This is a genomic window from Pseudomonas sp. 1L-B-1-E-C1 (genome assembly GCF_057291835.1).
Genome location: NZ_JBXAWN010000002.1, coordinates 390,993 through 414,398, shown reverse-complemented (window position 1 = coordinate 414,398; position 23,406 = coordinate 390,993). Strand labels below are relative to the sequence as shown.

20 protein-coding genes are annotated in these 23,406 nt (G+C 61.2%); 9 read left to right on the top strand and 11 right to left on the bottom strand.

Features of this window, described 5'->3' with window-relative positions; genetic code table 11:
• Window positions 1–12: 12 nt before the first annotated feature.
• Window positions 13–1,077 (top strand): tRNA epoxyqueuosine(34) reductase QueG, encoded by a 1,065-nt coding sequence (queG, locus tag AC0Z4S_RS05530; RefSeq protein WP_485622344.1) that lies wholly within the window; start codon window positions 13–15, stop codon window positions 1,075–1,077.
• Window positions 1,078–1,176: 99 nt separating this feature from the next.
• Here queG and AC0Z4S_RS05525 read toward each other — a convergent pair whose 3' ends face one another.
• Both AC0Z4S_RS05525 and orn read right to left on the bottom strand, forming a co-directional pair.
• Entirely contained in the window at window positions 1,177–1,791 is a 615-nt protein-coding gene (locus AC0Z4S_RS05525) for a trimeric intracellular cation channel family protein (protein ID WP_178081165.1), read from the bottom strand.
• A 146-nt stretch (window positions 1,792–1,937) separates the two neighbouring features.
• Window positions 1,938–2,480, bottom strand: coding sequence for an oligoribonuclease (orn, locus tag AC0Z4S_RS05520; protein WP_227973551.1), 543 nt, complete (start codon window positions 2,478–2,480; stop codon window positions 1,938–1,940).
• A gap of 107 nt (window positions 2,481–2,587) precedes the next feature.
• On the opposite strand from orn, the gene rsgA reads away from it, so the two are divergent.
• The 3 genes from rsgA to AC0Z4S_RS05505 all read left to right on the top strand — a co-directional run bounded on the left by rsgA (window position 2,588) and on the right by AC0Z4S_RS05505 (window position 5,377).
• On the top strand, window positions 2,588–3,619 hold the full coding sequence (gene rsgA, locus AC0Z4S_RS05515) for a small ribosomal subunit biogenesis GTPase RsgA (RefSeq protein WP_090280736.1): 1,032 nt from the start codon (window positions 2,588–2,590) through the stop codon (window positions 3,617–3,619).
• A 313-nt stretch (window positions 3,620–3,932) separates the two neighbouring features.
• Window positions 3,933–4,892: a caspase family protein gene (locus tag AC0Z4S_RS05510; protein WP_485622343.1), complete on the top strand. Its 960-nt coding sequence runs from the start codon at window positions 3,933–3,935 to the stop codon at window positions 4,890–4,892.
• Window positions 4,892–5,377: a toll/interleukin-1 receptor domain-containing protein gene (locus AC0Z4S_RS05505; protein ID WP_253498496.1), complete on the top strand. Its 486-nt coding sequence runs from the start codon at window positions 4,892–4,894 to the stop codon at window positions 5,375–5,377. The genes AC0Z4S_RS05510 and AC0Z4S_RS05505 overlap by 1 nt, the downstream gene beginning before the upstream one ends.
• A 261-nt stretch (window positions 5,378–5,638) precedes the next feature.
• On the opposite strand, the gene motB is transcribed toward AC0Z4S_RS05505, so the two are convergent.
• Together motB and motA are read right to left on the bottom strand one after the other, a co-directional pair.
• The gene (motB, locus tag AC0Z4S_RS05500) at window positions 5,639–6,679 is read right to left on the bottom strand and encodes a flagellar motor protein MotB (RefSeq protein WP_042607790.1); all 1,041 of its coding nucleotides are present in this window, start codon (window positions 6,677–6,679) and stop codon (window positions 5,639–5,641) included.
• Between the two features lie 3 nt (window positions 6,680–6,682).
• On the bottom strand, window positions 6,683–7,534 hold the full coding sequence (gene motA / locus AC0Z4S_RS05495) for a flagellar motor stator protein MotA (RefSeq protein ID WP_024011357.1): 852 nt from the start codon (window positions 7,532–7,534) through the stop codon (window positions 6,683–6,685).
• Between the two features lie 165 nt (window positions 7,535–7,699).
• On the opposite strand from motA, the gene AC0Z4S_RS05490 reads away from it, so the two are divergent.
• From AC0Z4S_RS05490 to AC0Z4S_RS05475, 4 genes are all read left to right on the top strand, one after another.
• Window positions 7,700–9,238 carry an HDOD domain-containing protein gene (locus AC0Z4S_RS05490; RefSeq protein ID WP_485622342.1) on the top strand — a complete coding sequence of 513 codons (1,539 nt, stop codon included), beginning with the start codon at window positions 7,700–7,702 and terminating at the stop codon, window positions 9,236–9,238.
• Window positions 9,239–9,280: 42 nt separating this feature from the next.
• Window positions 9,281–10,114: a thiosulfate sulfurtransferase gene (gene rhdA / locus AC0Z4S_RS05485; protein WP_485622341.1), complete on the top strand. Its 834-nt coding sequence runs from the start codon at window positions 9,281–9,283 to the stop codon at window positions 10,112–10,114.
• Complete coding sequence (gene asd / locus AC0Z4S_RS05480; RefSeq protein WP_485622340.1) at window positions 10,114–10,974, top strand: archaetidylserine decarboxylase; 861 nt, start codon at window positions 10,114–10,116, stop codon at window positions 10,972–10,974. Before rhdA ends, asd begins: the two co-directional genes overlap by 1 nt.
• Before the next feature lie 66 nt (window positions 10,975–11,040).
• Window positions 11,041–12,789 carry a molecular chaperone gene (locus tag AC0Z4S_RS05475; protein ID WP_485622339.1) on the top strand — a complete coding sequence of 583 codons (1,749 nt, stop codon included), beginning with the start codon at window positions 11,041–11,043 and terminating at the stop codon, window positions 12,787–12,789.
• Window positions 12,790–12,880: 91 nt separating this feature from the next.
• On the opposite strand, the gene serB is transcribed toward AC0Z4S_RS05475, so the two are convergent.
• Entirely contained in the window at window positions 12,881–14,095 is a 1,215-nt protein-coding gene (gene serB, locus AC0Z4S_RS05470) for a phosphoserine phosphatase SerB (RefSeq protein ID WP_041477650.1), read from the bottom strand.
• Between the two features lie 134 nt (window positions 14,096–14,229).
• Here serB and AC0Z4S_RS05465 point away from each other — a divergent pair, with 134 nt between their 5' ends.
• Window positions 14,230–15,744: an AhpA/YtjB family protein gene (locus AC0Z4S_RS05465; protein ID WP_485622338.1), complete on the top strand. Its 1,515-nt coding sequence runs from the start codon at window positions 14,230–14,232 to the stop codon at window positions 15,742–15,744.
• Window positions 15,745–16,093: 349 nt separating this feature from the next.
• On the opposite strand, the gene AC0Z4S_RS05460 is transcribed toward AC0Z4S_RS05465, so the two are convergent.
• From AC0Z4S_RS05460 to AC0Z4S_RS05435, 6 genes are all read right to left on the bottom strand, one after another.
• Window positions 16,094–16,804 (bottom strand): PqiC family protein, encoded by a 711-nt coding sequence (locus AC0Z4S_RS05460; protein ID WP_485622337.1) that lies wholly within the window; start codon window positions 16,802–16,804, stop codon window positions 16,094–16,096.
• A gap of 185 nt (window positions 16,805–16,989) precedes the next feature.
• On the bottom strand, window positions 16,990–19,254 hold the full coding sequence (gene parC, locus AC0Z4S_RS05455; protein ID WP_130909839.1) for a DNA topoisomerase IV subunit A: 2,265 nt from the start codon (window positions 19,252–19,254) through the stop codon (window positions 16,990–16,992).
• 7 nt (window positions 19,255–19,261) lie between these two features.
• On the bottom strand, window positions 19,262–19,786 hold the full coding sequence (locus AC0Z4S_RS05450; protein ID WP_485622335.1) for a retropepsin-like aspartic protease family protein: 525 nt from the start codon (window positions 19,784–19,786) through the stop codon (window positions 19,262–19,264).
• A complete protein-coding gene (locus tag AC0Z4S_RS05445) occupies window positions 19,783–20,772 on the bottom strand; it encodes an esterase-like activity of phytase family protein (RefSeq protein WP_485622333.1) in 990 nt (329 codons plus the stop codon). Before AC0Z4S_RS05445 ends, AC0Z4S_RS05450 begins: the two co-directional genes overlap by 4 nt.
• Window positions 20,772–22,679, bottom strand: coding sequence for a DNA topoisomerase IV subunit B (gene parE, locus AC0Z4S_RS05440; protein ID WP_024011346.1), 1,908 nt, complete (start codon window positions 22,677–22,679; stop codon window positions 20,772–20,774). The genes AC0Z4S_RS05445 and parE overlap by 1 nt, the downstream gene beginning before the upstream one ends.
• Window positions 22,680–22,720: 41 nt before the next feature.
• A complete protein-coding gene (locus AC0Z4S_RS05435) occupies window positions 22,721–23,329 on the bottom strand; it encodes a YqiA/YcfP family alpha/beta fold hydrolase (RefSeq protein WP_071174223.1) in 609 nt (202 codons plus the stop codon).
• Between the last annotated feature and the right edge of the window lie 77 nt (window positions 23,330–23,406).

Here is a 23,406-nt window from a genome sequence, read left to right as displayed (position 1 = left end):
TTCTCTCGCCTCATGTCCGCCATCAGCACAGACCTGCCCGCCCTCGCCCAATCGATCAAGGATTGGGGCCGCGAGCTGGGCTTTCAGCAAGTCGGCATCAGCGGTCTGGACCTGGCCGAGCACGAGCAGCATCTGCAACGCTGGCTTGAGGCCGGCTATCACGGCGACATGGACTACATGGGCGCCCATGGCAGCAAACGCTCGCACCCCGAAGAGCTGGTGCCGGGCACGTTGCGCGTGGTTTCCCTGCGCATGGACTACTTGCCGGGCGATACCGAAATGGCCAAACGCCTGGCTGAGTCGGAGAAGGCTTACGTGTCGCGTTATGCCTTGGGCCGCGATTACCACAAATTGATCCGTAAACGTGTTCAACAATTGGCCGACAGGATTCAGGCGCAGATCGGCCCATTCGGTTTCCGTGCCTTTGTCGACAGCGCGCCGGTGCTGGAAAAAGCCATCGCCGAGCAGGCGGGACTGGGCTGGATCGGCAAAAACACCCTGGTGCTCAATCGCAAGGCTGGAAGTTATTTCTTCCTCAGCGAGCTGTTCGTCGATCTGCCGCTGCCGGTGGACGAACCGCACAGCACCGAACACTGCGGGCGTTGCACCGCATGCCTCGATATTTGTCCGACCAACGCCTTCGTCGGCCCATACGTGCTGGACGCTCGGCGCTGCATTTCCTATTTGACCATTGAGCTGAAAACCGCGATTCCCGAAGAGTTGCGGCCGTTGATTGGCAATCGGGTATTCGGCTGCGATGACTGCCAGATCGTCTGCCCGTGGAACCGTTTCGCCCGTCCGACCGGGGAAAGCGACTTCAAGCCTCGGCACAATCTGGATAACGCCGAACTGGCCGAGCTGTTTTTGTGGAATGAAGAAAAATTCCTCAGCAGCACCGAAGGCTCGCCGCTACGACGGGCGGGGTATGAGCGCTGGTTGAGAAATCTGGCGGTGGGGCTGGGTAATGCGCCTTCAACGATCCCGGTGCTGGAAGCCTTGAAGGCGCGCCGCGATTTTCCTTCAGAGCTGGTGCAGGAACATGTTGAGTGGGCACTGAAACAACATGGAATCGGGTAACCCCTGTAGGAGCCTGCGAAGGCTGCGATCTTTTGATCTTGTTTTTAAGGGCAAGATCAAAAGATCGCAGCTTTCGGCAGCTCCTGCACAGGGATCGCGTCACGGCGCGTCGTTGTAGACGAACTTGGGCATTTCCCAGTGAAAACGGATCGCCAGCAGGCGTAGCAGGAAGCCGCCAAACAGCGTAATCAGAATCGCCTGCTCGCCCGGCACGTTCAGATACAGGCACAGCATGTAGCACCACGCGGCGGCAAACGAGACGCTGGCGTACAGCTCGCGCCGGAAAATCAGCGGAATGTCATTACAGAAAATATCGCGAAGGATGCCGCCGAACACGCCGGTAATCACGCCGCTGACCGAGGCCACCAGCATGCCATGGCCCATTTCCAGCGCGGTCATGCAGCCGATCAGGGTAAACGCAACCAGACCCACGGCATCGAGCACCAGAAACAGCGAGCGCAGATGACGCATCCAGCGGGCAGTGAACACCGTAAACATCGCTGCGACCGAGGTCAGCACGAGGTATTCCGGATGCTTGACCCAGGTCAGCGGGTAATGCCCGAGAAGCACGTCACGCACCGAACCGCCACCGAGCGCCGTGATGCAGGCGATCAGCACCACACCAAACCAGTCCATGCCGCGTCGTCCGGCAGACAGCGCGCCGGTCATGGCTTCGGCGGTGATGGCGATCAGATAGAGCATCAGCAGCATGATGGCAGTCCAGACAGGAAGGCGCGCAGTCTAGCCATTTCGGTCATGCGATCCAATGTAGGAGCTGCCGCAGGCTGCGATCTTTTGAATTTGATTTTAAACAAGATCAAAGGATCGCAGCCTGCGGCAGCTCCTACACAGCGATCGCGTCAGAACTTGATGAAATGCTTGCGGTAGTGCTGCAACTCGGCAATCGATTCGCGGATGTCGTCCAGCGCCAGATGGGTGCTGCCCTTCTTGAAGCTGTCGCGCACGTCCGGCGCCCAGCGCGCGGCCAGTTCCTTGAGCGTGGAGACGTCGAGGTTGCGATAGTGGAAGTAGCTTTCCAGCGCCTTCATGTGGGTATAAAGGAAGCGACGGTCCTGGCAGATGCTGTTACCACAGATCGGCGACTTGCCCTTCGGCACCCATTGTTCCAGGAAAGCGATGGTTTCGGCCTCGGCCTCAGCCATGCTGATGCGGCTGTCGCGCACACGCTGGGTCAGGCCAGAGTTGCCGTGGGTGCGGGTGTTCCACTCGTCCATGCGCGCAAGCACTTCGTCGCTGTGGTGGATGGCGATCACCGGCCCTTCGGCCAATGTGTTCAGCTCACTGTCGGTGACGATGGTGGCCATTTCGATGATGACATCGTTGTCCGGGTCCAGACCGGTCATTTCCAGGTCGATCCAGATCAGGTTCTGCGGGTTTTGCATATTCGGGCTCCTAGGCAATGCTGCGCAGTTTAGCCTAGGCCGGTGCCCGGGCGTGCTAAACTCGCGGCCGTTTTACCTAATCGCTGCATTCTTCAGACGGAACACCCATGGCCAAACGCCAACTCAATCGTCGTCAAAACTGGCGCATCGAAAAGATCCAGGGCGAGCGCGCCGCACGCGCCGCCAAACGCGAGTCCTCGGCGGTTGAAGCCCTCGAGGGCGGCGACCTTGGCCCTGAACAACACGGCCTGGTGATCGCCCACTTCGGTGTGCAGGTCGAAGTCGAGGCTGTCGACGGCGAACTCGCAGGACAAGTGTTCCGCTGCCACTTGCGCGCCAACCTGCCGGCGCTGGTCACCGGCGACAAAGTCGTCTGGCGCGCCGGCAACCAGGGCATCGGCGTGATCGTCGCGCAACTGCCGCGCAGCACCGAACTGTGCCGTCCGGACAGCCGTGGCCAGCTCAAGCCGGTCGCTGCCAACGTCGACATGATCGTCATCGTTTTCGCGCCGCTGCCCGAGCCCCACGCCAACCTGATCGACCGTTATCTGGTCGCCGCCGAACACGCTGGTATCCGCCCGCTTCTGCTGTTGAACAAATTCGACCTGATCGACGAGCAGAACGCCCCGGCGCTGAACGCGCTGCTGGCGGTGTACCGCACGCTGGGTTATCCGGTGCTGGAAGTGTCCGCCCACCACGGCAACGGCATGGAACAGTTGCAGCAGCAGCTCGACGGGCGCATCAGCGTATTCGTCGGCCAGTCCGGCGTCGGCAAGTCGTCGCTGGTCAACAGCCTGCTGCCGGAGGTCGAAACCCGTGTCGGGCCGTTGTCCGAGCTGTCCGGCCAGGGCACGCACACCACCACCACCGCGCGCCTGTTCCACTTCCCCGGCGGCGGCGAACTGATCGACTCCCCGGGCATCCGCGAATTCGGTCTGGGCCACGTCAGCCGCGCCGACGTCGAAGCCGGTTTCATCGAGTTCGACGACCTGCTCGGCACTTGCCGTTTCCGCGACTGCAAGCATGACCGTGAACCGGGTTGCGCGTTGCTCAAGGCGCTCGAAGACGGTCGCATCCAGCAGCAGCGCATGAACAGCTACCGCTCGATCATCGCCAGCCTGCCTGAAAACGGCTATTAAACAGCCGCGCCGGCAGCCCTGCGCCACGGGCTGCCGGTTGTCAGACTGCATCTGACGCACGCCTCTCCCCCTTAAACATCAGCCTTGTCTGTAGGCTTTTGCGCGCCTGCTCGCAGGACCCTTCTGTTTTGCCGCGCAGACCTTGTAGGTCTTTGCCAGCGGCCTACATTCGTTTCCTCCTTCGCTTACCGCGATCTCAGAGGAATCCAATGCAAAGCTGTCATTCATTCATCAGCCATTCGTCCCGCAGCGCCCACTTGCGTAGTCCCCACAGAATCGTCAGCGCGAACAGCCTGCTCACGGTGGTGTAACCATGCGCAAGGCACTGTTTATCGGCATCAATGACTATGCGCATATTTCCGGGTTGAGCGGCTGTTGCAACGACGCCATGGCCATGGCCTCGGTACTGAAAACCAACGCCAATGGCGACCCCAACTTCAAGAATGTCGTGTTGACGTCCGCCGAGGATTATCTCAGCCGGGAAAAGCTCGAAGACCAGATCCGCGAACTGTTTTCCGGGGATTGCAACGTGGCTTTGCTGTACTTCGCCGGCCATGGCGGTTTCGATGCCGACACTGACGAAGGCATGTTGATCGCGCAGGATTACCGCAACGCCAAGGACGGCATCCGCATCAGCGACATCCTCAACTGGGCGGACAAAGCCACGCGGATCAAAAACAAGGTGATCATCCTCGACTGCTGCGAAAGCGGTTCAGCCGGCGAAGTCCGCGCCTTGCGCAGCGAAAGCAGCATGGTCAGCGAAGGCATGACGATCCTGACCGCCTGCAAAAAAGCCCAGCCGGCGATGGAGGGCATGCAGCACGGTGTGTTCACCAGCCTGCTCCTGCAAGCGCTGCATGGCGGCGCAGCGAACATCCTCGGCAGGATCACTCCCGGCAGTCTGTATTCCTTCGTCGATAACGCTCTCGGTGCCTGGGAACAGCGCCCGGTGTTCAAGACCAATGTGTCGCAGTTCATTTCCCTGCGTGAAGTCTCGCCGCTGATCCCCAAGCAAATCCTGCGCAAATTGCCGGACTGGTTCGCCGAAGCCGAATCGGTGTTCCCCCTCGATCCCAGTTATGAGCCCACTGAAAAAGCGTTCGTGCCAGAACATGGCGAGGTTTTCGCCCAGTTGCAGAAGTGCAACCGCCACAGCCTGATCGAGCCGGTCGATGCCGAACACATGTACTACGCCGCCCTCCACGCCACCGGCTGCCGCCTGACGGCACTCGGCGCCTATTACCGCGAACTCGCCCTCAAAGGACATTTCTGATGCCAGTCTTTATCAGCTACCGCCACCTGGATCGCGCGCATGCGATCGCCATCAATACCCGTCTGACCCAAGCGAAGATCAGGACTTACCTTGATGTCCTCGACCCGGAATCGCAAACCACCGATGACATTACCGGAGTGATCACCCGCAACATCACCGAGTGCACGCACTTGCTGGCGGTGGTGTCGGAGAAGACCGCGCTGTCGTGGTGGGTACCATTTGAAATTGGCGAGGCGACGATCAGTAACCGGCGGATCTGTACGTTCAAAACCGGGCCTGCTGAACTGCCGATCTACCTGGACAAGTGGCCAAAGCTGAGCACCGCCAGTGACCTGGATTTCTTTATCGATGCATATCGTGATGAGGTGTCGAACCAGCGCTCGATCACACTGGACTCGTTCAGCGACTCGGTGAAAGGGGCTTACAAGCGCGATGCAGAGATGTTTCATGAACAGCTGAAGAACCGGATTCGTCGCGGGTTCTAGAACGCCGTCACGTCTGAAAATCCCCTCACCCTAGCCCTCTCCCAGAGGGAGAGGGGACTGACCGAGGTGAATGTTCCAAGTACGCCGACCTGAAATACTGAGTCGAACTCGAATTCGAAAAGCACACAAATCGGCTCCCTTTCCCCCTCGCCCCCTTGGGGGAGAGGGCTGGGGTGAGGGGGGTGCGCTTGGCAACGCACCAAATACAAAGCCGAAAATCAGCCCAAAAAAAACCGACATCACTGTCGGTTTCTTTTTCAATCATTGCTTCGGCGCTGGCGCGGCCCCACCCGGCTCAGCCGGCTTCGGCGCGGCGTCATCGAACAGATTCAACCGTTCGCGCAACTCATGCGCCGGCACCGGCTGCTTGTCCGCTGGCAACGCATTCGGATCAACCGGGGCTGCCGGAGCAGCACCGTTCTGACCCTGATCTGCCGGTTTCGCCGCCTCAGGACCCTGCGCACCTTCGATCGCCGCCTGGGCTTTTTTGGTCAGCACGACAATGTCGATCCGGCGATTGACCGGGTTGAACGGGTTTTCCCGGTCGAACAACGCCGACGAGGCATAACCGACCACCCGCGCCACCTGCGCATCCGGATAGCTGCCGGCGACCAGTGCCCGACGCGCGGCGTTGGCGCGGTTGGCCGAGAGTTCCCAGTTGCCGTAATCGCCAGTGCCAATGTACGGCTTGGCATCAGTGTGGCCGCTGATGCTGATTTTGTTCGGCACCGCTTTGATGGTGTCGGCCATGGCCAGCAGGATGTCTTCGAAGTACGGTTTCAGGCGCGCGGAACCAGAGTCGAACATCGGCCGGTTCTCGGCGTCCATGATCTGGATGCGCAAGCCGTTCGGGGTGATTTCGAAGAGGATCTGATCCTTGAATTTCTGCAGCTGCGGGTTTTCGTCGACCTTGTTCTGCAGTTCTTGCAGCAGCAGTTCGAGACGCTCCTTCTCCACCTGCTCGGCCATGCCTTCCACCTGCTCAGTGTCGACCGTGACCTTGTCCGGTTGCGGCTGCGATTTCACTTCCGGGTTGAGGGTGTTTTCCGGCGCCAGGGTCGGTGTACCACCGAGGTCGATGATGTACGGCGTGCCGCTTTCGGAGAAGCCGACCGGGTCCTTGAAATAACCGGCGATGGCGATCTTCTGTTCCGGCGTGGCGGTGGACAGCAACCACAGCACCAGGAAGAACGCCATCATCGCCGTGGCAAAGTCGGCGAAGGCGATTTTCCACGCCCCGCCGTGGTGCCCGGCGGCAATGCGCTTGACACGCTTGACGATGATCGGCTGATTATTTTCCATGACTTAACGACCGCGAACCGCTTGTTCCAGCTCGGCGAAGCTTGGACGGTGCGCCGGGTACAGAACCTTGCGCCCGAACTCGACCGCCAGCGACGGCGGCATGCCGGACGCGGAAGCCACCAGCGAAGCCTTGATGGCTTCGTAGACGTTCAGCTCTTCCTTGGCATCGTGCGCCAGGGAGTGCGCCAGCGGGCCGAAGAAACCGTATGCCGCGAGAATACCGAAGAAAGTACCTACCAGTGCCGCACCCACGTGCAGACCGATCGACGCCTGGTCGCCCTCGCCCAGCGAGGCCATGGTCACCACGATACCGAGTACCGCCGCGACGATACCGAAACCGGGCATGCCGTCGGCGATGCCGTTGACCGCGTGCGATGGGTGTTCGAGGTCTTCCTTGAGGCTGTACAGCTCCATGTCGAACAGGCCTTCCAGTTCGTGCGGAGCCATGTTGCCGGAGGACATGATGCGCAGGTAATCGCAGACGAACGCGGTCATGCGTTCATCCTTGAGCACCGCCGGGTACTTGGCGAAAATCGGGCTCGCGGCCGCATCTTCGATGTCGCCTTCAATCGCCATCATGCCTTCGCGGCGGCTCTTGTTGAGGATCTCGTAGATCAGCCCGAGCACCTCCAGATAGAAGGTGTGGGTGAAGCGCGAACCGAACATGCTCAGGGATTTCTTGAGCACGTGCATCGTCATGTAACCGGGGTTGGCCTGGAGGAATGCGCCGAGGGCCGCACCGCCGATGATCATCACCTCGAAAGGCTGGATCAGGGCGGCAATCTTGCCGTGGGAGAGCACGTATCCGCCGAGCACGCTCGCGAATACGACGATGATGCCGATAATTTTAGCCATAGGTAGAAGGTACTTACTGAGTCGGGTTCAAGGTCATATTCGGAAGTTAAAAAATCTCTTCTTCTACTTATCGGCAAAACTGCGCCAGACTATAGCCAGTTCAGGCGAAAAGCCAATTTAGCCCATGCCGGGCGCGTCTACAGTCAGTGAAGATCTTGTCCAGACATGGCTAATGAAACGAACATTGCGTCGGTAAAACCGACCACCCTCCAGGCGTGGGTCAAGCTGCTCGACAGCGTCCGTCTGCCCGTGCCACAAGAGGCTCACGACAAAGTCTGCCGGGCGATCCGCGACAATCGCAGCTCGCTGCGCGACATTGCCGATCTGATGCAGGACAGCCCGGCGCTGGCCTTGAGCATCATCCGTGAGGCGAATCGTCACACCCACGGCACCATGGCCGCGCCAGCGGAAAATCTTGAGGTAGCGATCAATCGCCTCGGCCTTGCGCGTACCGAAGAATTGCTCGCGCGCCTGCCTGCAGAACCGCACAGGCAGATCCCCAAGGCCTTGCGCCAATTGCAACTGATCAGCCAACACGCGACGCAACAGGCCAACGGCTTTTTTGCCAGTCGCCTGGCGCGGCTGTGGCAGGACATTCATTGGGGCAGCCTGTTGTTTTTGTCGCCGCTGTGGCCGTTGGCACTGACCTATCCACAGTTGCTGGAAGAATGGGAACTGCGGGTGATCCACAAGGGCGAGTCGGCGCGTGTGGTTGAGAAGCAATTGTTCGGCGTGCGCCTGTTGAGAATTGCCGAAGCGCTGGTCCATGCCTGGCACCTGCCGATCTGGGTCGAGCAAGGCTACAAATTGCTGCTCAGCGAACAACGCGAACTGGTCAAGGTATTGCGCATCGCCCGTGACAGCGAACACCCGCTGCGCCAGCAGAATCGCCTCGACGATGACCCGACGCTGCGGCGCTGGCTCAATCAGCCGGCCAATACTGTGCTGCTGGCCAACGGCTTGGCGCTGTCGGCGCAACAGGCCTGGGACAGTCCGCACAGCAAGCGCTGGCAGTACCTGACCAGCCTGTATTTGCAGATTTCCATGGACGAAGTGCAGCAACAGTTGCACCAGCAAGCCGCGAACAGCGCGCGCCAGCATGCAATGCCTGATTTGTGGCATCCGGCGGTTTCGCTGATCTGGCCGTGGGGCAGCCGTCGTTTGCCTGCCGGAATGCTGCCGGCAGCGGCACCGAATGTCGAAGATTTGAGCCAGTGGCGTCGGCAATGCGCCGAACTGCTCGCCGAGCCCAGTCGCTTCACCAATGCCATGAGCCTGACCGTCGCTGCCCGCGAGGCACTGGTGGCCAGCGGCATGCGCCGGGTGATGATTCTGATGGCTGACCGCACGCACTCGACTCTGCGCGTACATCAAACCGCCGGCCTGCCCAAGGACGCGGCGGCTCTGAGTTTTGTCGTCAGCCAGAGCAAGGTACTGCAACGCTTGCTCGCCCAGCAGGCGCAGGTGCGCATCACTCCAGAGAACAACGCGCAGTTCTCTGCCTTGTTACCCGCGAGCCTGCGCACACTGTTTCGCGGCGAGCATCTGTTCCTGCGGTCACTGGTCAACAACGGCCGGGTGATCATGATCGTCGTCGCCGATCAGGGCGGCGGGCCGTTTGCCGACATCACCGAGCAAGCCTTCGGCAAAACCGCGCAGTGCATCGAAAAAGCCCTGCACAGCTTTAGCAGCCGTGGCCAATGAGCCTGCGCTACAATCCTCCCCTTTGTGCTCTGGAGACCTCACATGTCTGACTTCTCTGGCTTGCCGCTCGTCATCGAGCCGAGCGACCTGCTGCCGCGCCTGGAGTCCCCGGAACTGATTCTGGTGGACCTGACCAGCCCTGCCCGGTATGCCGAAGGTCACTTGCCCGGCGCACGTTTTGTCGACCCGAAGCGCACTCAGCTCGGCCAGCCACCAGCGCCCGGGCTGATGCCGGCGAAAGCCGATCTGGAAGCGTTGTTTGGTGAGCTCGGTCATCGCAAAGATGCGGTCTACGTCGTGTATGACGATGAAGGCGGCGGCTGGGCCGGGCGCTTCATCTGGCTGCTCGATGTCATTGGCCACGACAAGTACCACTATATAGACGGTGGCCTTCCGGCCTGGCTGGCGGACGGCATGCCCATGTCGATTCAGGTGCCGGCCCCGGTCGGTGGACCGGTCTCGCTGACCCTGCACGACGAACCGACCGCCACCCGCGAATACCTGCAAAGCCGTCTCGGCGCGGCCGATCTGGCGATCTGGGACGCGCGCGGGCCGCTGGAGTATTCCGGCGAGAAAGTTCTCGCAGCCAAGGGCGGTCATATTCCTGGCGCGGTCAATTTCGAATGGACCGCCGGCATGGATCAGGCACGCCAGTTGCGCATCCGCAGCGACATGCCGCAGATCCTCGAAAACCTCGGGATCACCAAGGACAAGGAAATCATTACCCACTGCCAGACCCATCACCGGTCGGGCTTCACTTATCTGGTGGCCAAATCCCTCGGTTATCCGCGGGTCAAGGGCTACGCCGGTTCCTGGGGCGAATGGGGCAACCACCCCGACACGCCTGTCGAGATTCAAGCTTCCAAGGACAACTAATGAAAGAGCGTCTGTTTATCCTCAGCCAATACCTGCTGCCGCATCACCTGCTGTCGCGCCTGGCCGGCTGCATCGCCGAATGCCGCGTGCGCTGGTTCAAGAATGCCTTCACCCAATGGTTCGCCAAGCGTTATCAGGTGGACATGTCGCAAGCACTGGTCGAAGACCTGACCGCTTACGAGCACTTCAACGCCTTCTTCACTCGTGCCCTGAAAGACGGCGCGCGTCCCCTGGACGAAACCCCGGGCGCGATCCTCAGCCCGGCCGACGGTGCGGTCAGCCAGCTCGGCCCGATCGAGCACGGCCGCGTGTTCCAGGCCAAGGGTCACAGCTTCAGCGTCCTCGAATTGCTCGGCGGTGACGCGGCCAACGCGGCGCCGTTCATGGGCGGCGACTTCGCCACCATTTACCTGTCGCCGAAGGATTACCACCGCGTGCACATGCCGCTGGCCGGCACCCTGCGGGAAATGGTCTACATCCCGGGACGAATTTTCTCGGTGAATCAGACCACCGCCGAAAACGTTCCCGAGCTGTTCGCCCGCAACGAGCGTGTGGCGTGCATTTTCGACACCGAGCGCGGGCCGATGGCCGTGGTGCTGGTCGGCGCGATGATTGTCGCTTCGATCGAAACCGTGTGGGCCGGTCTGGTCACGCCACCGAAGCGCGAGTTGAAAACCTTCCGCTACGACGAAACCGCACGCGCGCCAATCCATCTGGAAAAAGGCGCAGAACTTGGACGCTTCAAGCTCGGTTCGACGGCGATCGTGCTGTTCGGCCCTGATCAGGTGAAGTGGGCTGAAGAGCTGGTGGCCGGCTCGCCGGTGCAGATGGGCCAGGGTCTGGCACTGCCGAAAGCGTGATGCTGTTCGCGGAAGCAGCCGAGGCTGCTTCCGCAAACCGCGGCAATTGCTGCTATGGTTTTGCTCATGAGCCAGAACCTCTTCCCTCCCAAGCTACGCGCTCCGACTCCTACGCAAACACGCCTGTCGTTTTGCGACGCCAGCCCGCGCGACCTCAAGCGCTGGATCGCCGGCCTGCCCAAGGCCAACATCGGCGAAACCGCGCGGCTGCTCTATCAGGGCCTGGGCGAACTCAACCTGCTGCTCACCCCCAGCGATAATCGCCTGCAACTGCTGGAGTTGCTGCGGCCCGAGGTGTATTTCGTCTGCCAGCATCTGGAACGGCATTTCCTGCATCAGGCGATCATGCTCGACGAGCGTTCGCGCAAGGTCAGCAACCTGTGCCAGGCGCTGCAAGGCCAGTTGGCCATCGGTTATAAGCAGATCGTCCTGCGCATCCTGCCCAAATACAGCAAGGACCGCGGGACGCTGGTCAGCACCGCCTTGCAACGCGCCGCGCATGCCCTGAAGGCGCAACTGGTGCGCGCCACGCAGCTGTACAGTTCACCGCCGGAACACGTGTGGTTCGAATTGCATCAGTTGTATCGCAGCGCTGCGCAATTACAGCTGCAACAACGGCGGCTGCGCGATGATCTGGCGTTTTTGACCAGCGAACTGAGCGTCGAACAGACCTACATTGCCGCTCTGCTCTTGGGCAGCGCCCGTTGCAATCAGTTACGCCAGAGCCAGATTGCCAGACTCGCCGAGGTGATCGAGCCGTGGAGCGCGCTGCTCACGCTGTATCCCGATCGCGCCAATGACGGTCTGTTTGCGGTCAGCCCGGAACTCGATGTCGGCCCGCGTTACCGCAAGATGTTTCGCAGCGAACAACAGAGCGAGCTGATGGGCTTCGACCCGCAACCGCTGGTGAATAACCTCGAAGCGCATTTACAGCAGCAACCGACAACCACGCCGTTGCCCCTCTCTGCAGGGCTCAGCGTCGACACCCTGCAACATCTGCACGCCACCTGGGGGCAGGCCGCCGAGCGCAGCTTTCAGCGCAGCGCCGGCCAGGGCACGTTGACCGTGTGCGTCGGCATGAGCGCCCTGCACTTCTATCTCGGCGGCGAGCGCACCTTCAGCGAATTACTCAAACATCCGGTGGCCCCCGCGGCGAATTTCAGCCGCGTCGTAGCCAACGGGGAAAAGGACAGCTGGAGCCAGGCATTCGACGCGGCACCGCAAAGCAACGATGAGCTGTTGCCGTACGAGGAAATCCAGTACGACCAGTTGGTAGAAGACGAAAGCCCCGGCAACGCGCCGAATTATCCGACTTACGCCCTGCCGGTGATCAATCATAGCCCCGGCGGTTATTGCCTGGCCTGGCCGAGCGAGGTGCCGGCCGAATTGCAGGCCGGGGAAATGCTCGGCATTCAGGACAGCGAAAGCAGAGGCTGGAGCATTGCAGTGATTCGCTGGATCCGCCAGGTACGCGGCAGCGGCACGCAGATGGGCATCGAACTGGTCGCGCCACACGCCCAGCCGTGTGGGCTGCAACTGGTGCGTTCAAAGGACGATCACGGCCATTATTTGCGCGCTTTGCTGTTGCCGGAGATCAGCGCGATCGACTTGCCGGCTACCGTACTGGCGCCGCGCCTGCCTTTTCAGGAAGGCAGCAAGGTTTTGATCAACACTCAGGGCGAGGAACACCGCGCGGGGCTGGATCGGCGGGTGGCGAGTACGCACAGCTTCAACCAGTTCGCCTATCGCTCGCTGGATACTGCGCAGAATGGCGGGGGTGAAGAGGATTTTGATTCGTTGTGGAATTCGCTTTAAAGCAAAAGATCGCAGCCTTCGGCAGCTCCTACAGGGAAATGCATTCCAAATGTAGGAGCTGCCGAAGGCTGCGATCTTTTTGCTTTGTCAGTTACAACTGCCCGTCGCGATCGCGGAAACCCAGAAGATACAACACGCCATCCAGCCCCAGCGTTGAAATCGCCTGCTTCGCCGATTGCTTCACCAGCGGTTTGGCGCGGAACGCCACGCCCAGCCCGGCAATCGCCAGCATCGGCAAGTCGTTGGCACCGTCGCCGACAGCAATGGTCTGTTCCAGGCGCAAGCCTTCCTTGTGCGCCAGCTCCTTAAGCAAGTCAGCCTTGCGCTGTGCATCGACAATCGGCTCGATCGCCACGCCGGTGCACTTGCCGTCGACCACTTCCAGCTCGTTGGCGAACACGTAGTCGATACCGAGTCTGGCTTGCAGCTGCTTGGCGAAATACGTGAACCCACCCGAGAGAATCGCGGTTTTGTAACCCAGGCGCTTGAGTTCGGCAAACAGGGTTTCAGCGCCTTCGGTCAGGCGCAGCGAGGCGCCGATCGAGTCGAGCACACTGACGTCGAGGCCCTTGAGCAGCGCCAGACGCTCCTTGAAGCTGGCGCGGAAATCCAATTCGCCGGCCATCGCGCGTTCAGTGATCTCCGAAACCCGATCACCTACGCCGGCCGCCTTGGCCAATTCGTCGATCACTTCCGCTTCGATCAGCGTCGAGTCCATGTCGAAAACAGCCAGACGGCGGTTACGGCGGAATAGCGAATCTTCCTGAAAGGCGATATCGACGTTCAATTCCTGCGCAACGCTGAGGAATTCGGCGCGCAGGGCCTGCGGATCGGCCGCTTCGCCACGTACGGAAAACTCGATGCAGCCCTTGCCCTTATCGGCCGGAGTATCCAAAGGCATGCGCCCCGACAGGCGGTCGATATGGTCGATGTTCAGGCCATATTTGGCGGTGATCGCGCTAACCGCCTGCAACTGGCCAGCGGTGACCTTGCGCGTCAGCAGGGTAACGATATGGCGTTTCTTGCCCTGATTGCCCACCCACTGCTGGTAATCCTCTTCGGACACCGGGGTGAAGCGCACTTGCTGATCCAGTTCATAACCCTTGAACAGGATGTCCTTGAGCACCGACTTGCCCTGCTCGGAATCGGGAATCTCAACCAGGATGCCGAACGACAGGGTGTCGTGGATCACCGCCTGACCGATGTCGAGAATATTCACACCACCTTGTGCCAGAACACCGGTGATGGCCGCCGTCAGACCCGGACGGTCGACTCCCGTGATGTTAATCAGGACGATTTCGCGCAACGCGCACCCCCGCAACTGGAAAAAAACCGCATTCTACCCACTTTCAGTGACCATCGGGCACCGCGAGCGCTTTGCCGGTCTGGGGCCTGTCGCTATACTGCGCGTCAACTTCACGGACAAAGAGCCGAGCTCAAGTGAACCGGCCCACGCCAGTCAAAACCGATAACTTCTTCCTGCTGATCTTCCGTGCACTGCGCCACCGCCGTGTACCGATTGCATTGCGCATTGCCAGCCACAACGTGATCCTGGTCGCTCTGGCCCTGGTGATCTATGCCGGGGTGATGGGTCTGCAATTCAAGCAGGCCATGCACGAGCAGGCCGATGCGCTGGGCGAAAGCCTGACCACGCAGACCGCCACATCCGCCACCGAGCTGCTGGTGTCCAACGACATCCTCAGCCTCAACGTGCTGCTCAACAACCTGACCAAGAACAAACTGGTCGCTCACGCGGCGATCTACAGTGTCGACAACCGCATCCTCGCCGAGTCCGGCCAGCGTCCCAAGCACAGCCTGCTGGGCGAAGCCGAGGGCATGTACGAGAGCAAGATCACTTTCCAGGACGTGACCGCCGGGCAACTGCGCATCAGCCTGGACATGGATCAGTTCCAGCAGCCGATGACTATCAGCCTGCAGAGCATGGGCATTTTGAGCGCGATTCTGCTGGCACTGTCGCTGGCCCTGAGCTTGCGCATGGGTCGTTATCTGTCGACGCCGCTGCTGCAATTGCGCGTGTGGCTGCGCCGGATCGACGCACACACGCCGGGCATTGATCGGCAGGATGAAATCGGCGATCTGGCGCGCCAGCTGCACGCCAGCTACGCCCCGGAACCCGAGCCTGAGCCTGAACCCGAGCCGGAATTCGCCGAGGATGAAGACGAGCCGGAATTCGAGGTGCGTAACCTGCGCGATCCGAGCTTCGACGAAAGCCGCCCGCTGGCCGCGAAGAAACCGGCACCGCGTCATTTGGTGAGCACGGTCGAAGACGATGATGACGACGACGACGCTTTCGCCGACCTGCGCGACGAATCGCTCAACAGCGCCGCCCAACCGCTCACGCGCAAACCGACCCCTGACGTCCCGCAGCACACCGCCGTACTGGCTGTGCAACTGGGTTCGCAGGAACAACTGCGCCGCTTGCCTCGCGCACGTCTGGAAGAATTGCAGGAACGCTATCGTGACTGCCTTGAACAGGCCGCTTCGCTGTATCAGGGCGAAATCGAAACCCTCAACGATGGCAGCACACTGCTGCTGTTCCACACCGAAGATTGCGGCGACGACTACCTGACCAATGCCATCTGCTGCGGCGAACTGCTGCGTGCGCTAGGTCATCAGTTGCAGATCGAGGTCGCAGACAGCGGCATCACCCTGCAATTGCAACTGGGCCTGACGCTGGGCGATGAGTTGTTCGGTTTGAGCCAGATTGATCTGCTGCTGACCGATTCTGCGCAGGATGCACTGGCCTTGTCGCAACACAGCCGCAACCTGCTGCTGGTCGAGCGCAAGATCAGTGACGACGCGCTGATCCGCCAGCGTGCGCGGATCCGGCCAATCGCCAGCCCTGAAGGCGCTTGCTGTGTCGAGCGGTTGATGGAGCCGTATCCGTCGATGCTGGAGCGGCAACTGGCGCGGATGCATGAGCGCCGAGCGTAAGGTTTAGGCAACATACGCAAAAGCCCGCAGACGAGTGAATGTCTGCGGGCTTTTTTGTGTGCGGCGTTATTGGGATCGTGGGCATCCATGAAAAGCCCCTCACCCTAGCCCTCTCCCAGAGGGAGAGGGAACCGACCGAGGTGTCTGGCGCCATACATCGACCTGACAGATCTTGGCGATTATGGATTCACCTCCGCGCGTTCACATCGGTGTAGCTCTCGAATATCCCCCAATCGGTTCCCTCTCCCTCTGGGAGAGGGCTAGGGTGAGGGTTTTTTTGATCTTCCACCTTGCCTCCAGACACAACAAAGCCCGCACAAGGCGGGCTCTGTTCTGACTCGTTCCAGGCTCAGAAGCGAAACACTTCCATATCCGTACGAATCGGCGAAGCCATCGGAATCTTCGGTTGCTTCTCGGCATCCGCCGCCGGCGCAGCAGGTTTCGGCGCGGCTTTGCGTGTTGCCTCCGCCACTGGCGGCTGGTTGGCCAGCGGCTTGAGCGCCACCGACAATTGCTCGGCCAGACGCTGCAACAGAACCCCCTGTGCCTGCACCTGCGAAGCGGTGCTGCCAGCGTGCGTTTCCTGCAGATGAACGATGCGGTTATCGCGCACTTTGCCCCGGCGATCGATCAAACGCCATTGCGCATCGAGAATGGCCGGTTGTTTCGCCCCGGAATCCAGACGGGTGATGGTCAGGAGCACCTGCACATCCGGTGTGAACCCGGCGGTCGCAGGCGCCAGCACCACTCGCTGGCTGTCCAGGTGGCCCGCGACCTGCCGCATCAGCAACTGATCGATATCCGACGAAAGGCTGCCAGCCCAACGACCGTCGGTCGCCGCTTGCAGGCTGCCGTCCGGTTGACGTTGCAGAAGTGTCTCGCGCTGAAGGTAATCGGCAACCACTACCGGCCCCAGCAAAACCGCCATGCCCGCGCTTTGCGCAGGCTGAACCGGACTTCCGCTGTCCAGTTGATACAGCGACACCGGCTGGTGAACGCTGCAACCCGCCAGGCCAAGAACGCCGGCGAGCAACAAAATAAGGGGGCGTAGAGCAGTCATCATCCCGTCCAGGTGGCCGCCACAAGGCTGACCACAGTGAAAATACTCAATAAATATGAAGAACGCTCGACCACGCCGGCGCTTGAAAGGCCATATCATCCGTGAATATGCGTTCCGACTCCAGCGCCAAAGCGTCGATCTACGCGTTTAATCGCAGATCGAACGCTCTAGGGTGGCGTTCTCGCCTAATTGAGGTTTTCGACGAGCAGCGCATCCACTCTCTGGAAGCCCCTTGGCAACTTGTTACCACGGCGTCCTCGCTCACCTTTGTAATGTTCGAGGTCGTCGGCCTTCAGTGACAGGGTCCGCTTGCCAGCCTGCAACACCAGGGTGGCGCCTTCCGGTAGAACGGCGATGTCCGTGACATATTCCTCGCGGCTGGCCACGCGCTCACCGGAAATACCGATGATCTTGTTGCCCTTGCCCTTACCCAATTGTGGCAGATCGCTGATCTTGAAGATCAGCAGGCGACCTTCGGTCGTGACCGAGGCCAGCCAGTTCTGCTCACGATCGGCGACCGGGCGCGGTGCGATGACCTTGGCGTTGTTCGGCAAGCTCAACAGGGCCTTGCCAGCCTTGTTCTTGGCTTGCAGGTCTTCGCCTTTGACCACGAAGCCGTAACCGGCATCGGAAGCGATAACGTACAGCGCATCGTCTTCGGGCATCAGCACGCATTCGAACGAGGCGCCCGGTGGCGGCGTCAGGCGGCCGGTCAACGGTTCGCCCTGGCCACGGGCCGACGGCAAGGTGTGCGCGGCGACTGAATAGCTGCGACCGGTGGAGTCGATGAACACGGCAAACTGATTCGAACGCCCCGCCGCCGAGGTCTTGAAGCCGTCCCCCGCCTTGTAGGAAAGACCGGTGGCGTCGATGTCATGGCCCTTGGCCGAACGCACCCAGCCTTTTTCCGACAACACGACGGTGACTTTCTCGTTCGGCAGCAGATCGTGCTCGGTCAGCGCCTTGGCTTCGGCGCGCTCGACAATTGGCGAACGACGGTCGTCGCCGTAGGTTTCGGCGTCCTTGAGCAGCTCGGTGCGCACCAGTTTTTTCAGCTTGGCTTCGCTGCCCAGCAGGGCTTGCAGCTTGGCTTGTTCCTTGAGCAGCTCGTCCTGCTCGTCGCGCAGCTTCATCTCTTCCAGTCGCGCCAACTGACGCAGACGGGTGTCCAGGATGTAGTCGGCCTGAATCTCGCTGAGGGCGAAACGCTCGATCAGTTTGGCTTTCGGGTGCTCCTCGGTACGGATGATGTGGATCACTTCATCCAGATTGAGATAGGCAATCAGCAAGCCGTCCAACAGGTGCAGGCGACGCTCGACCTTGTCGAGGCGGAATTGCAGGCGGCGACGCACGGTCAGCACGCGGAACTCCAGCCATTCGACCAGCAGCGCACGCAGATTTTTCAGCTGCGGCTTGCCGTCCAGACCGATGATGTTGACGTTGACCCGGTAGGTCGACTCCAGCTCGGTGCTGGCGAACAGGTGCTGCATCAGCGCTTCGTGATCGACGCGGCTGTTGACCGGGATGATCACGATGCGGCACGGGTTTTCGTGGTCGGATTCGTCGCGCAGGTCGGCGATCTGCGGCGCTTTCGACGGTTTGGCCTGCATCAGCGCGGCAATCTGCTCCAGCACCTTGGCCCCGGAGACCTGATGCGGCAGCGCGGTGACGATGATGTCGCCGTCCTCGACGTGGTAAACGGCGCGCATGCGCACCGAGCCCTTACCGGTTTCGTACATCTTCAGCAGGTCGGCGCGCGGCGTGATGATTTCCGCTTCGGTCGGATAGTCCGGCCCCTGAATGTGCTCGCAGAGCTGCTCGACCGTGGCTTTCGGCTCATCGAGCAGACGCACGCAGGCAGTGGCGACTTCGCGCAGATTGTGCGGCGGCACGTCGGTGGCCATGCCCACGGCGATACCGGTGGTGCCGTTGAGCAGAATGTTCGGCAGGCGTGCCGGCAACACCAGCGGTTCCTGCAGGGTGCCGTCGAAGTTCGGGCCCCAGTCAGCGGTGCCCTGGCCCAGTTCGCTGAGCAGCACTTCGGAATAGCGCGACAGCCGCGCTTCGGTGTAGCGCATGGCGGCGAAGGACTTCGGATCGTCCGGCGCCCCCCAGTTGCCCTGGCCGTCGACCAGCGTGTAGCGATAGCTGAACGGCTGCGCCATCAGCACCATCGCTTCGTAGCACGCCGAGTCGCCGTGGGGGTGGAACTTGCCGAGCACGTCACCGACGGTACGCGCCGATTTCTTGTGCTTGGAATCGGCGTCCAGCCCCAGCTCGCTCATGGCGTAGACGATACGCCGCTGCACCGGTTTCAGGCCGTCGCCGATATGCGGCAGGGCGCGGTCCATGATCACGTACATGGAGTAGTTGAGGTAGGCATTTTCGGTGAAGTCAGCCAGCGAGCGGCGTTCTACACCGTCCAGGCTGAGATCAAGGGAGTCGCTCATGCGGGCCTCATCGGTTCGTTGTCTGGCGCAGCAGCATGGTGCCACCGCGCTGGGTAAATTCAAGTTTGTTCAGGGCGCTCATGCCGAGCAGCACCTGATCGCCATGCAGCCCCGGCGCCACCAGTGCGCGGACATCCCGCAGCACAATGTCGCCCAATTGCAGGCGCGCAATCTTTGTTCGATAACCCTGGCTCAGGCCATTGGCCGTGCTCAGGGTCACGCCGAAACCTTCTTGCAGCTTCAAACGCTTGGCCAGATCCGCCGGAATCGCCACATCGGTAGCGCCGGTGTCGAGCATGAACTCGACCGGCTCACCGTTGATCTGGCCGCTGGCGACAAAATGCCCTTGGGCATTGCTCGCCAGTTTCACCTCGATAAAACCTTCGCCCTGCTCCGACGTAACCACGATGTTCGGATTCTGCTGGCGCTGTTCCCACTGCCCGAAAAATTTCGTCGCGAGAAACAGCGCCGCGCACCAGGCGAAAACCATCAACACCCGACCGGCACGCTTGCCCGGCGGTTGCCGACTCATGGCCTGGCGCTCCAGCCACCGTCCGGTGCGGCGAAGCGCCAGACCACCGGGCGGGCCTCGCCGTCGGCACGCGGGCCGAAATTATTATCGACGCCGATCCAGGCACCTTCAGCATCAATGATCAGCGCTTCTTCCAGCCCGTAGTTCTGCGAGTAGCGTCGTTTTTCCTGCAACAGTTCACCGGCATATGACCAGCATTTCTCGACCCTGGCCGTCTGTGCATCGCGACGACAGATCTCATAAGCATTGCGTTCAAGAGTAAACAGCTTGCCGTTGAACAGTGAAATGTCGGAAAAGTCGCGATGAACCGCTTTCGCCTTGGGAAACTGTGGCGGCTGCATCTCCTTGCCGCCCTCACTGAGCAGCACGCAGCGACCGTCGCAATCCCACACCGTCTGCTGGCGCTTGATCAGCAGCAGCCCGCGTTTCTGCCGTTCGGCGGCCAGCCAGATCTGATCACCGGCGGGGTTGATCGCCAGGCCCTCGAAGATCGAATTGAACTTCAGCAGCAGGCCGCTCGCCCGCGCTTCGCGAACCAGCAGCGGCGAGATCTTCAGCCAGTTCGCCGGGCCGCTGACCGGCACCTGCAATACCGCGGCGTGAGCCTCGCTGACGATGTAGCGATTGCCAGCGCTGTCGCAACTGATGCCTTCGAAATCCAGATCGCCCCCGCGAATGAACGACGCCGCCCAGGTACGCGAGCTCAAGCCCCACGGCAGGCCGCTTTCGGGCACGGGCGGCACGTCGATGTGCACGGTTTGCGCTTGCCAGACCGGATCGCGGGTATCGAGCCGGTAAATCTGCTCATCATCGCGATCGGACACCGTCCACAGTTCATTGCCGCACATGGCCAGCCCCGACAGGTTGCCGCCACGCATGCCCTCGACCGGGTGCTCGGAAAGCAGCCGCAACTCTTGCAGCGGCTCGGCCGACACGCTCAGCGCACTCAGCAGCAACGCACCCGCCAAGGCCCAGCCAAACTGCATCAGGCCAGCACCTCGGCGAGGTTGCCTTTGGATTCCAGCCAGGATTTGCGGTCGCCGGCGCGTTTCTTCGCCAGCAGCATATCCATCATTTCCGAGGTTTCGGCGAAGTCTTCGCCCAGCGTCAACTGCACCAGGCGCCGGGTGTTCGGATCCATGGTGGTTTCACGCAGTTGCGGCGGGTTCATTTCACCCAGCCCCTTGAATCGGGTGACCTGCGGCTTGCCGCGCTTCTTCTCGGCCACCAGGCGATCGAGAATGCCGTCGCGTTCGGCTTCGTCGAGGGCGTAGTAGATCTCTTTACCGAGGTCGATGCGGTACAGCGGCGGCATCGCCACATAGACGTGACCGGCATCCACTAACGGGCGGAAGTGCTGGACGAATAGCGCGCACAGCAAGGTCGCAATGTGCAGACCGTCGGAGTCGGCGTCAGCGAGGATGCAGATCTTGCCGTAGCGCAGCTGGCTCATGTCCGCGGCGCCCGGATCGACGCCGATGGCCACAGCGATGTTGTGCACTTCCTGGCTGGCGAGCACTTCGCTGCCGTCGACTTCCCAGGTGTTGAGGATCTTGCCGCGCAACGGCAGGATCGCCTGGAATTCCTTGTCCCGCGCTTGCTTGGCCGAACCACCGGCGGAGTCACCCTCGACCAGGAACAGCTCGGAACGCATCGGATCCTGCCCGGCGCAGTCAGCCAGTTTGCCCGGCAGTGCCGGGCCCTGGGTGACGCGTTTGCGCTCGACTTTCTTGCTCGCCTTGAGGCGGCGACCGGCATTGTTGATCGCCAGTTCGGCCAGGGCCAGACCGGTTTCCGGGTTGGCGTTGAGCCACAGGCTGAACGCATCCTTGACCACCCCGGAGACGAACGCCGCCGCTTCACGGGATGACAGACGCTCTTTGGTCTGGCCGGAGAATTGCGGTTCCTGCATCTTCATCGACAGGACGAACGCGATGCGCTCCCAGACGTCTTCTGGCGCCAGCTTCACGCCGCGCGGCAGCAGGCTGCGGAATTCACAGAATTCGCGCATGGCATCGAGCAGGCCCTGACGCAGACCGTTGACGTGAGTACCGCCCTGCGCGGTCGGGATCAGGTTGACGTAGCTTTCCTGTACAGCGTCGCCACCTTCCGGCAGCCACAGCAGCGCCCAGTCGACCGCTTCTTTATTGCCGGCGAAGGCGCCGCAGAACGGCTCGTTCGGCAGCCGTTCGAATTCGCTGACCGCATCCACCAGATAGGAGCGCAGGCCGTCTTCGTAATGCCACTCGACTTTCTCGCCGGTGCCTTTGTCTTCGAAGCTGACCAGCAAGCCCGGGCACAGCACAGCCTTGGCCTTGAGCACGTGCTTGAGGCGGCTGATAGAGAATTTCGGCGAGTCGAAGTATTTCGGGTCCGGCGCGAAGTACACGCTGGTGCCGGTGTTGCGCTTGCCGACGGTGCCGACGATTTCCAGCTCGGAGGCCTTGAAGCCGTCCTTGAAGGTCATCTGGTATTCATTGCCGTCACGTTTGACCCGCACGCGCACTTCGGTGGACAGGGCGTTGACCACGGAAATACCCACCCCGTGCAAGCCGCCGGAGAACTGGTAGTTCTTGTTGGAGAACTTGCCGCCCGCGTGCAGCTTGGTGAGGATCAGTTCAACGCCGGACACACCCTCTTCCGGGTGAATGTCGACCGGCATGCCACGGCCGTCGTCACTGACTTCCAGCGAATGGTCGGCGTGCAGGATGACCTGCACCGATTTGGCGTGGCCGGCCAGGGCTTCGTCGACGCTGTTGTCGATGACTTCCTGGGCGAGGTGGTTCGGCCGACTGGTGTCGGTGTACATGCCGGGGCGTTTGCGCACCGGGTCGAGGCCCGAGAGGACTTCGATGGCGTCGGCGTTATAAGAACTAGCGCTGGGAGTGGCCATAAGGTCTCGTCGTCAGTCATTCATGAAAGAGGGGCAAGACTTCACAGCGTGGTGAAATCGATTGCCTGATACATATCGGCAGCCATGCCGGCAAAACTCAGCAACGCCGGCAATTGCCCGGCAAAGCCCTGGAAACTGTGATCGCCGCCAGCCTGGATGCGCAAGGCACAGGCGCGGTAATACTGTTGGGCGAGGCGATAATCCAGCGTTTCGTCGCCGGTTTGCAACCAGACCTGATAACGCTGCGGATCCTGCGGTGGTGGCACTTCCAGTTCGGCCAGCGCCGTGACGTGGTCGTGGGTCAGTTCCCAGGTTTCATCGGTGTAGAGGTTTTTCTGCGTGCCCAGATAACCATCGAACATCCGGTGCGGGCTGACCGCCGGGTTGACCAGCAGGGCTTTCAGGCCATGGCGCTCGGCCAGGTGAGTCGCATAGTAGCCGCCGAGCGAACTTCCCACCAGCAACGGCCGGCCCAGCTCGGCGATTGCCTGTTCGAGCTGACCGATGGCTTCGCGCGGATGGTGATGCAGCGCCGGCACGCGCAATTGCCCGCTCAAGCCCAGCCGCTCCATGACCGCGACCAGCTGACAGGCCTTCTTCGAGGCCGGCGCGCTGTTGAAACCGTGGATATAGAGGATCGAACCGGACATTTGAGCTCCCTGGCTGTCGGCGAAAGATAGCGGAGTTTACAGGGAGTCTGCATTGGATGGGCCATACAAATGCACCT